At 71.9% G+C, this 8878-nt stretch carries 9 protein-coding genes and 1 pseudogene; 6 read left to right on the top strand and 4 right to left on the bottom strand.

Features of this window, described 5'->3' with window-relative positions:
* Positions 1-452: 452 nt before the first annotated feature.
* From ACWGH4_RS25020 to ACWGH4_RS25010, 3 genes are all read left to right on the top strand, one after another.
* A complete protein-coding gene (locus ACWGH4_RS25020) occupies positions 453-1685 on the top strand; it encodes a GAF domain-containing protein (RefSeq protein ID WP_453464801.1) in 1233 nt (410 codons plus the stop codon).
* Positions 1686-1839: 154 nt separating this feature from the next.
* Positions 1840-3357: an aldehyde dehydrogenase gene (gene adh, locus ACWGH4_RS25015; RefSeq protein ID WP_453464798.1), complete on the top strand. Its 1518-nt coding sequence runs from the start codon at positions 1840-1842 to the stop codon at positions 3355-3357.
* Entirely contained in the window at positions 3357-3761 is a 405-nt protein-coding gene (locus ACWGH4_RS25010; protein WP_441264177.1) for a DUF779 domain-containing protein, read from the top strand. The genes adh and ACWGH4_RS25010 overlap by 1 nt, the downstream gene beginning before the upstream one ends.
* Positions 3762-3939: 178 nt before the next feature.
* Here the strand turns inward: ACWGH4_RS25010 and ACWGH4_RS25005 are convergent, their stop codons facing one another.
* From ACWGH4_RS25005 to ACWGH4_RS24995, 3 genes and pseudogenes are all read right to left on the bottom strand, one after another.
* Entirely contained in the window at positions 3940-4014 is a 75-nt protein-coding gene (locus ACWGH4_RS25005) for a 50S ribosomal protein bL37 (protein ID WP_403856427.1), read from the bottom strand.
* Between the two features lie 78 nt (positions 4015-4092).
* Positions 4093-4530: pseudogene (locus ACWGH4_RS25000) on the bottom strand (SRPBCC family protein); the annotation flags it as partial.
* A gap of 149 nt (positions 4531-4679) precedes the next feature.
* Positions 4680-5573 (bottom strand): DUF2867 domain-containing protein, encoded by an 894-nt coding sequence (locus tag ACWGH4_RS24995; protein WP_453464794.1) that lies wholly within the window; start codon positions 5571-5573, stop codon positions 4680-4682.
* A gap of 45 nt (positions 5574-5618) precedes the next feature.
* Here ACWGH4_RS24995 and ACWGH4_RS24990 point away from each other — a divergent pair, with 45 nt between their 5' ends.
* Complete coding sequence (locus ACWGH4_RS24990) at positions 5619-6212, top strand: TetR/AcrR family transcriptional regulator (protein ID WP_453464791.1); 594 nt, start codon at positions 5619-5621, stop codon at positions 6210-6212.
* A 382-nt stretch (positions 6213-6594) separates the two neighbouring features.
* On the opposite strand, the gene ku is transcribed toward ACWGH4_RS24990, so the two are convergent.
* Complete coding sequence (gene ku / locus ACWGH4_RS24985) at positions 6595-7644, bottom strand: non-homologous end joining protein Ku (RefSeq protein WP_453464788.1); 1050 nt, start codon at positions 7642-7644, stop codon at positions 6595-6597.
* Positions 7645-7695: 51 nt separating this feature from the next.
* Here ku and ligD point away from each other — a divergent pair, with 51 nt between their 5' ends.
* Together ligD and ACWGH4_RS24975 are read left to right on the top strand one after the other, a co-directional pair.
* Complete coding sequence (gene ligD / locus ACWGH4_RS24980; protein ID WP_441264173.1) at positions 7696-8583, top strand: non-homologous end-joining DNA ligase; 888 nt, start codon at positions 7696-7698, stop codon at positions 8581-8583.
* Between the two features lie 2 nt (positions 8584-8585).
* On the top strand, positions 8586-8878 hold a 293-nt coding region (locus ACWGH4_RS24975; protein ID WP_453464804.1), incomplete at its 3' end, for an ATP-dependent DNA ligase.

The raw sequence follows: 8878 nt of genomic DNA, 5'->3' as shown, positions 1-8878 counted from the left end.
CCTGTTTGGAGCTCTACCCTGCGGTTTTGTCGGGTGCCGCCGGACGGCGCCACCGGCCCCCGTACGACACAGACTCACCCGTGCGTCCCTCGCACAGAAGGGCGCAGACCGGGCGCATTGGTCGACGGGGTGTCACTCAGAGGCCGGACCTGGGTCTATGCCGTCGGTACGTGCCCTGAGCGCCTGGCCGACGGCGCGGCGGGGCGCACGGGCGAAGGCGGTGGCGAGCTTCTGGAACGACGTGGTCGTCGGAGCAGGACGCTGGACGAGCGGATCACGAGGCCGGCGCAATCCCCCAGCGGCGCGGTCGGCATGAGCGACGCCGCCGACCCACGCGGTCGTCCCCCGCCCGCGCCGTGACCGCCGGAAGAATCAGCCCGACGGCATGGTGCGCCGTCCGTCCTGCGCGGGAACAATGGGCGGTCGTCCCCCGATCCGCGACAGGGGAGAACATGTCACAGCGCAGTGACCTCCGGCGGCGCAGGGCCGCCCTGGAGGACGAGTGGTCCCGGTGGGTGCCCGGATTGAAGGCGGCCAGGTGGTCGCCGGGTGGCGGCGGGACGTTGCGGCCCGAGGTCACGGAGTCCTGGGTGCGTTCCCTCAGCAGCGTCGATCCGGGCCGGGACAGCGCCCCCGTGTCGGACGGCGGCACGGTGCACCACCGCTGGGCGGGGTCACCGCTGCGCGGCCCCGTCGAGGGCCTGACGGACGAGCTGCACAGCATCGCCGACGACGCCGGGTTCGTCACCGCGGTCACCGACGAGTGCGGCACCATCCTGTGGACGTGCGGCGGCCGGACCATGCAACGTCGCGCGGAGCGGGTCAACTTCGCGCCCGGCGGCCGGTGGGACGAGCAGGCCATGGGGACCAACGCGCTGTCGCTGGCGCTGCGTACGGGCCGCCCGAGCACGATCTTCTCCGCCGAGCACCTGGTCACCGCCCTGCACGGCTGGGTCTGCTACTGCGCGCCGATCCGCGACCCCGGCGGCCGGATCCTCGGTGTGCTGGACCTGTCGACCACCTGGGACCGCTCGCATCCGCTGGCCATGTCCACGGTGCGCACGCTGGTTTCGACGATCGAGACCCGGCTGCGGTCGGAGCCGCCGGGTCCGCGCGGCACCGGCGTGCGGCTGCGGTGCCTGGGGGCCGAGGACGCCGTGCGGGACGGTACGCCGTTGCCGTTGCGGCCGCGTCAGCTGGAGATCCTGACCCTGCTCGCGCTGGAGCCCGACGGCTTCCCGCCGGAGCGGCTGCGTGAGGCGCTGTACGGCGAGAGGCCCGTCACCGCCTCGACCTTCAAGGCGGAGATCTCCCATCTGCGCCGGGCCCTGTCCGGCGGCATCGCGACCCGCCGCTACGCGCTGACGACGCCCGTCGCCTGCGACGCCGTCGATCTGCTGCGCGCGCTGGAGACCGGCGACACGGCCGCCGCGCTGCGCCAATACCGCGGCCCGTTGCTGCCCCGGTCGGAAGCACCGGGGATCGTGGAGTGGCGGGTCCAACTGGAGGTCGCCGTACGGGAGGCGGTCCTCGCCTCCGCCCGCCCGGAACACGCCCTCCGCTACGGCGAACGGGCCCCGTACGACGCGGAGGTGCACCAGCACGCGCTGCGCCTGCTGGGACCGGGCGACGCCCGCCGGGCGCTCGCGGCCGGACGGCTCAGCACCGCCCTGCGCGACGACTGACGACAGGCGGGCGATCGGGCCGCACGAACGCTCACCCGTCGGAGGCGGACGAGCCGCGCCAACCCCGCACCAACCTCGCGCGCTCACAGTGTGCTCAGCACGCGGCGCGGCCGCCGCGTGCCACCGCACTCGCCATCCACCGAGGAGAGCCGCCATGGTGTACGCGCAGCCAGGTTCCGAGGGCAGCATCGTCGACTTCGCCCGGCGATACGACAACTTCATCGGAGGCGACTGGGTCGCCCCCGTGGAGGGCCGGTACTTCGACAATCCGACGCCGGTGACGGGCAAGGTCTTCTGCGAGGTCGCCCGGTCTACGGGCGCGGACATCGACCTGGCCCTGGACGCGGCCCACGCCGCGGCCGGCAAGTGGGGCCGGACGTCCGCCACGGAACGCGCCAACATCCTCAACCGCATCGCGGACCGGATCGAGGAGAACCTCGAGAAGATCGCCGTGGCGGAGACATGGGAGAACGGCAAGCCGGTGCGCGAGACGCTCGCGGCCGACATCCCGCTGGCAGTGGACCACTTCCGGTACTTCGCCGGCGTCGTCCGCGCCCAGGAGGGCAGCATCGCGGAGATCGACGCGGACACCGTGGCGTACCACTACCACGAGCCGTTGGGCGTGGTCGGTCAGATCATCCCCTGGAACTTCCCCATCCTGATGGCCGCCTGGAAGCTGGCGCCCGCGCTCGCCGCGGGCAACTGCGTCGTCATCAAACCGGCCGAGCAGACGCCGGTCAGCCTGCTGCTGGTGGTCGAACTGATCGCCGACCTGCTCCCGCCGGGTGTGGTCAACGTCGTCAACGGCTTCGGCGTCGAGGCCGGCAAGCCGCTCGCCTCCAGCCCGCGCGTCGCGAAGGTGGCGTTCACCGGTGAGACCACCACCGGGCGCCTGATCATGCAGTACGCGAGCGAGAACATCATCCCCGTCACGCTGGAGCTGGGCGGCAAGAGCCCGAACCTCTTCCTGCCCGACGTGACCGCCGCCGACGACGACTACCTGGACAAGGCCGTCGAGGGTTTCGTGATGTTCGCGCTCAATCAGGGCGAGGTCTGCACCTGTCCGTCACGGGCGCTGATCCACTCCTCCGTATACGACGAGTTCATGGCCCGCTGCGTCGAGCGCACCAGGGCGATCGTCAGCGGTGACCCGCTGGACCCGGCGACGATGATCGGCGCTCAGGCGAGCAACGACCAGTACGAGAAGATCCTTTCCTACATCGACATCGGCACCCAGGAAGGCGCCGAGATCCTCACCGGCGGCGGGCCGCGCACGGTGCCAGGGCTGGAAGGCGGCTACTACATCGAGCCGACGATCTTCCGCGGCAGGAACGACATGCGGATCTTCCAGGAGGAGATCTTCGGTCCGGTCGTCTCCGTCACGACGTACGACTCGGTCGACGAGGCGCTGAAGATCGCGAACGACACGTTGTACGGCCTGGGTGCGGGCGTATGGACCCGGGACGGGAACACGGCGTACCGCCTGGGCCGGGAGATCAAGGCCGGCCGGGTGTGGACGAACTGCTACCACGCCTACCCGGCGCACGCGGCGTTCGGCGGCTACAAGAAGTCCGGCATCGGCCGGGAGAACCACAAGATGATGCTCGACCACTACCAGCAGACGAAGAACCTGCTGGTGAGCTATTCGGCGAAGAAGCTCGGTTTCTTCTGATGACCGAGCGGGCGAGGCGGGTGGAACTGTCGGACGCCGCCGAGGAACTGGTGGGACGGCTCGCCGCGCGGCACGGGCCGGTGATGTTCCACCAGTCCGGCGGCTGCTGCGACGGCAGCGCGCCCATGTGCTACCCGCGGGGCGAGTTCCGGGTCGGCGGTTCCGACGTGCTGCTCGGCGAGGTCGCCGGCGGCGCCCCGTTCTGGATGAGCGCGGACCAGTACGCGTACTGGCGGCACACGCACCTCACCGTCGACGTGGTGCCCGGACGGGGCAGCGGTTTCTCGCTGGAGGCGCCGGAGGGGGTGCGGTTCCTGCTCCGGTCCCGGCTTCTCACGGACGAGGAGCTGGCCCGGATCGAGGCGGAGCCGCCCCTGCCGACGGGTGACGAGGTGACCGGCTGACCGATCCACCGGCCGAGCGGCCGAGGGGCTGACCACCTGCTGAAGGTTGCGCGGCGGGCAGCCTGCCGGACGCTCCGCGGTCGGGCAGCCTGCCGGACGCTCCGCGGCCTCGACGTCACGGGAGCCGGACCCGTACTGCCGGGTCCGGCTCCCGTGAGTCCGTCTGTGCGCGGCTCGGTCAGCTGTTGGGGCGCTTTCCGTGGTTCGCGCCCTTCTTCTTGCGGGCGCGCCGCTTGTTGCCTCGCTTGGACATGCGCGTCTCCCTCGAATCGGGACTTTCCGGACGCCGCCAGTCTAGGAACCGCGCCCTGGGGTCGCATAAGTTCGCCGGGGTCAGCACGCGCTCCAGGTCCGCCAGGTCCTTGCCGATCGAGCCACGCACCTTGCGCGCCATCAGCGGAGCGGCGAGGCGGTAGTGGCCGCCCGCTTCGCCACGCACCCGGATGCGGGCCAGGGTGCCGTTCCGCCGTGGCGCGAAGGTGTATGTGACGTGCATCGGCATCGGACCCGCCACCGAGACCATGTCGAGCAGCCGGAGCGGCTCGTAGGCGGCCACCCGCAGCACGTAGTCGATCCGCTTGCCCAGGAAGTAGGCCGTCCGGGTCACCTCGGCTCCCACACCGAAGCCGCCGCCCTCGGCCTCCCGCGTCAGTGCGCCGCGGCGGATGCCCTGGGTCCACTCGTGGTCGTGGCGCCAGTCCATGGCGTAGAACGCGACGCGCTCGGGCGGCAGCGGGATCAGACGCTCGGCCGTCTCGTCGATGCTCATACCGCTCACCCGCTCTTCTTCCGGCCGGACCCGCCGCCCTGCCTGCGCCCAGGATCGCGGCGGCGGACCCGTGCCGCGACCGGCCGGGTGGTCTTGGCGGTGGCGGCGTTACGCCCCTTGACCGGCGACTGCGCCGGGAACCGTATCCGTCAGCGCGGGGCCGGTTCGGCCGGGCGGAGTGGTGCGGGCGCTGCCCGGCGGGCCAGCCGGCGGCGGGTGCGGGTGAGCATCAGACGGGCCGCCGGAGGATGGATGCGGCGCACCAGGGCCCAGTACAGGCGGCCGCGCCGGTTGTGGAGTCTGACGACGGTCGTGAGGGTGGCCGCGTCGTCCTCGATCAGGAGCGAGGCCCGGAAGTCGAGGTGTCCCGCGTCCTTGCCCAGGAGGATCTCGTTCGGCGCGGTCGCTCGGACGGGGAACGGGAGGACGGTGCGCCAGGCGCCGGGGTCCCGGGGCATTCCGGGATTCAGCGGGATCCGGCAGGCGTCCATGAAGTCCGGCTGCCCATAGGCCTGTCGGGCCAGGGCGGCCGACGCCGGCGGCGGGACTGCCTTCGCCCGGTCGCCGACGGCGCTGAGCAGGAGGCGCGCCCTGCGGGTCCAGCGGGTGGGCCGAAGCGGGGCGCCGGGGGTGGCGGCGCGGACGGCGTTGTCGAGCAGTTCCTCGATCATCGTGTCGTGAAGGGGCCCGATCACGAACGCCCACAGCAGGGTCTCCCGGACGTTCTGCCGCTGTTCGAGCACATGCCGCACCAGGCACCGGCCGGGGCCGAGGGGTTCGATCTCCAGCGCGTGGAAGCCGTTCTCCGGGGGCGGGAAGTCGAAGCGTATGCGGCGGCCGGGCTCGTACTCCCCGACCGAGTAACGGACGAAGCCGTGGCCGCCGTCGGCGCCGACGCCGAGCGGACGGTCGAAACGGATAGGCGGCCACACCGGCGTGGGGCTGAGCGGGTCGTCGGGAGCCGAGAGGCGGTCCAGCAGGGCCCCGACGGTCTCCGCCGGGGCATCGATGATCCGTTCGTGAACGTTCCGCAGCGTGCGCATCACGCACCTCCATACGGTGGCGTACGTTTCTCCGTACGGTACCGTATGGAGATGCGGAAAGGTGAGGCGGAGAAGAACCGGGAACGCAAGCGGTTGACCGCCGGCGACTGGGCGGACGCCGCCCTCGCGGCCATGGCCGAGCGCGGGCTCGCGGGGGTCGCCGTGGAGCCGCTCGCCGCCCGGCTGGGCACCACGAAGGGCAGCTTCTACTGGCACTTCACCAACCGGGACGCGCTGGTCGCCGCGGCGCTCGAGCGCTGGGAGGAGATCTGCACCGAGCAGATCATCGTCGCCGTCGAGGCCGAGGCGAACCCGGAGAAGCGGCTCCGCACCCTGCTGCACCACGCGACGACGTCGGCCGCGGACGATCCGCTCGAGGTGTCACTGCTCGCCACCGCCGCCGACCCCCGGGTGGCCGCGGTCCTTCAGCGGGTGACCGAGCGCCGCATCGAGTACCTGGCCGGGCTCTTCGAGGAGTTGGGCTTCGGCGCGCGGGAGGCGGCCCGGCTCGGCCTGCTGGCCTACAGCAGCTACCTCGGGCACACCCAGCTCAGCCATGCCGTCCCCCACGTCCTGCCGACCGGCGCGGGGCGGGACGCCTACCTCGAGTCGCTCATCGACACCCTGCTCCGCCGGTAGCCCGCGCGCCGCCTCGGCCGGGCCGTCATCCCCGCGGCCCGGCAGCAGGCACACCGCCTCCCGTCCCGGCCCGCACCGGACGCACCCGGACCAGCCGAACCCCGGCGGCGCCACCACCCCGAACCCACGCCTTGCCCCGCCCCGACGGGCACCGCCCTGTCCGACCGCGGCCCGGCACCGCGCCCCCGGCACTGCCGGACCCTGGCAGCCGGCCACTCCACCTCCGCCTTTCCGGCACCGCACCGCACCGCACCGCACCGCACCGCACCGGCGAGCAACACATCGTCCCGGCCGGCACCGCCGACGCCCGGCGGCCCGCCACCACCCCCGAACGCCTGTCCACGCCGCCCCGCAAGCCACGCGACGCCCAGGCCGAAGAAGGCTAGGCCGAGGAACGCTTCCGCTGCGTGGACTTCTTCGCCGCCGGCTTCTTCTCCCCTGAGGACGTCGACTTCGCCGTGGACCTGGACGCCGACTTCTTCGCCGCGGTGGAGGTCGACTTCGCCGCCGTCTTCTTGGCGGCCGTCTTCTTCGCCGCCGTCGAGGTCGACTTCTTCGTACCGCCGGACGACTTCGGCGACGACGCCGCGCGCCGCCCCTTGATCGGCGTCACCCGCGCCTCCTCGCCGGAGGGCTCCTCGGTCCCCTCGCCCCGCGCCTCCCGCGCCGCCCGCACACTGCCTTCCAGCGCCGCCATGAGGTCGATGACCTTGCCGCCCTCGCCTTCCGCAGGTGCGTGCTCGGGGAGCTCACCGCCTCCCTCCACCTTCGCGGCGATCATCGACTCGACCGCCTCCCGGTAGTCGTCGTGCAGCGAGTCGAGATCGACCTCGCCGAGGGTGTTCATCAGCGCGTCGGCGAGGTCGAGTTCGGCTTCCCGTACGGCCACGTCGGTCTGCGGCGCCACACCCTCCGGCTCTCTGATCTCGTCCGGCCACAGCAGCCCGTGCATGGTGATCACTTCGTCCACGACCCGGAGCATGCCGAGCCGTTCCCGGCCGCGGAGCGCGAACTTGGCGACCGCCACCCGATCCGAGCGCTTGAGGGCTTCGCGCAGCAGGGTGTAGGGCTTGGCGGCCGGCGCGCCGTTGACGGAGAGGTAGTAGGCCGTGTCCATCTGAAGCGGGTCGATCGCGGAGGCCGGCACGAAGGCGACGATCTCGATCGTCTTCGTGGTCGGCAGCGGGAGGGCCGCGAGATCGTCGTCGGTGATCGGGATCATCGATCCGTCGGCGTCCTCGTACGCCTTTCCGATCTCGGACTGCGTGACCTCCTTCTCCTCCAGTTCGCAGACCTTGCGGTAGCGGATCCGGCCGCCGTCGGCGGCGTGGACCTGGCGGAAGGAGACGGAGTGGTTCTCGGTGGCGTTGACCAGCTTGACCGGGATGCTGACCAGCCCGAAGGAGATCGCGCCGTTCCAGATGGATCGCACGTTTCATCCCTTTCATCCGAAAAAATCCGGGTTTCGTGGGATTCTCATCGTATGACGCCGATCACAGAGGTGGAGGGGCGGCGCCTGGCGCTCACCAACCTGGAGAAGGTCATCCATCCCGCCACCGGGACCACCAAGGGCGAGATCGTGCACTACTACGCCGTCACGGCGGAGGCGATCCTCCCCCACCTCGTGGACCGCCCGGTGTCCTTCCTGAGATATCCGGACGGGCCGGACGGGCAGCTGTTCTTCACCAAGAACCCCCCGCCGGGCACCCCGGACTGGGTGCGCACGGCTCCGGTCCCCCGCTCGGAGGACCCCAAGGCCCGCCAGGTCGTGATCGACGACCTCCCGTCACTCGTATGGGCGGCGAATCTGGTGGTCGAGTTCCACACCCCGCAGTGGCGTGCGGACGAGCCGGCCGTCGCCGACCGCCTCGTGTTCGACCTCGATCCCGGCGCGCCCGCGACCATCGCCGAGTGCTGCGAGGTGGCTCTGTGGCTGCGCGAGCGGCTCGCGCGGGACGGGCTGGAGGCATACGCCAAGACGTCCGGCTCCAAGGGCCTGCATCTGGTCGTACCGGTGACCCCCACCCCCTCCGAGCAGGTCTCCGCCTACGCGAAGTCGCTGGCCGTCGAGGGCGAGGCCGCGTTGCCGAAGCTGGTGCTGCACCGGATGGCACGCTCGCTGCGCCCGGGCAAGGTCTTCGTCGACCACAGCCAGAACGCCGCCGCGAAGACGACCGCCACCCCGTACACGCTGCGGGCCCGCACGGAACCCGCCGTCTCCGCACCGGTCACCTGGGAGGAGGTCCAGGAGGGCCGCGCGGACGGGGCCGGCCTCGTCTTCCGCCTTCACGACATCGCGCCCCGGCTGGAGCGGTACGGGGACCTCTTCGCCTCCGTGGACGACCCCGCCGGCGCCGGAAGCCTGCCGTGACAATGCCCCGGCCGCCCCTGAAGGTCGCGCTCGCCGAGCCGGTGAACGCGCTGCCGCGGGGCGCCGGGCTGGCGTACGAGCCGAAGTTCGACGGGCACCGCATGGTGATCTTCCACATCGGCGGCGAGGTGCTGCTGCAGGCGCGTTCCGGGCGGATCGTCACGGCCGCCTTCCCCGACCTCGCCGCCGCGGCGCGGGAGCTGCCCGAGGACACGGTGCTCGACGGCGAGGTCGTGGTGTGGCGGAACGGGCGCACCGACTTCGCCGCCGTACAGAAACGCGCGGCCGCCACACC

This window comes from Streptomyces sp. NPDC054847 (assembly GCF_053610925.1).
Note: the sequence above shows the minus strand (reverse complement) of the source record. Positions and strands in the feature narration are given on the sequence as shown.

Coding starts and splice junctions, on each gene's coding strand:
- ACWGH4_RS25020 (WP_453464801.1), top strand. CDS start 453: ATGTCACAGCGCAGTGACCTCCGGCGGCGCAGGGCCGCCCTGGAGGAC.
- adh (WP_453464798.1), top strand. CDS start 1,840: ATGGTGTACGCGCAGCCAGGTTCCGAGGGCAGCATCGTCGACTTCGCC.
- ACWGH4_RS25010 (WP_441264177.1), top strand. CDS start 3,357: ATGACCGAGCGGGCGAGGCGGGTGGAACTGTCGGACGCCGCCGAGGAA.
- ACWGH4_RS24995 (WP_453464794.1), bottom strand. CDS start 5,573: ATGCGCACGCTGCGGAACGTTCACGAACGGATCATCGATGCCCCGGCG.
- ACWGH4_RS24990 (WP_453464791.1), top strand. CDS start 5,619: ATGGAGATGCGGAAAGGTGAGGCGGAGAAGAACCGGGAACGCAAGCGG.
- ligD (WP_441264173.1), top strand. CDS start 7,696: ATGACGCCGATCACAGAGGTGGAGGGGCGGCGCCTGGCGCTCACCAAC.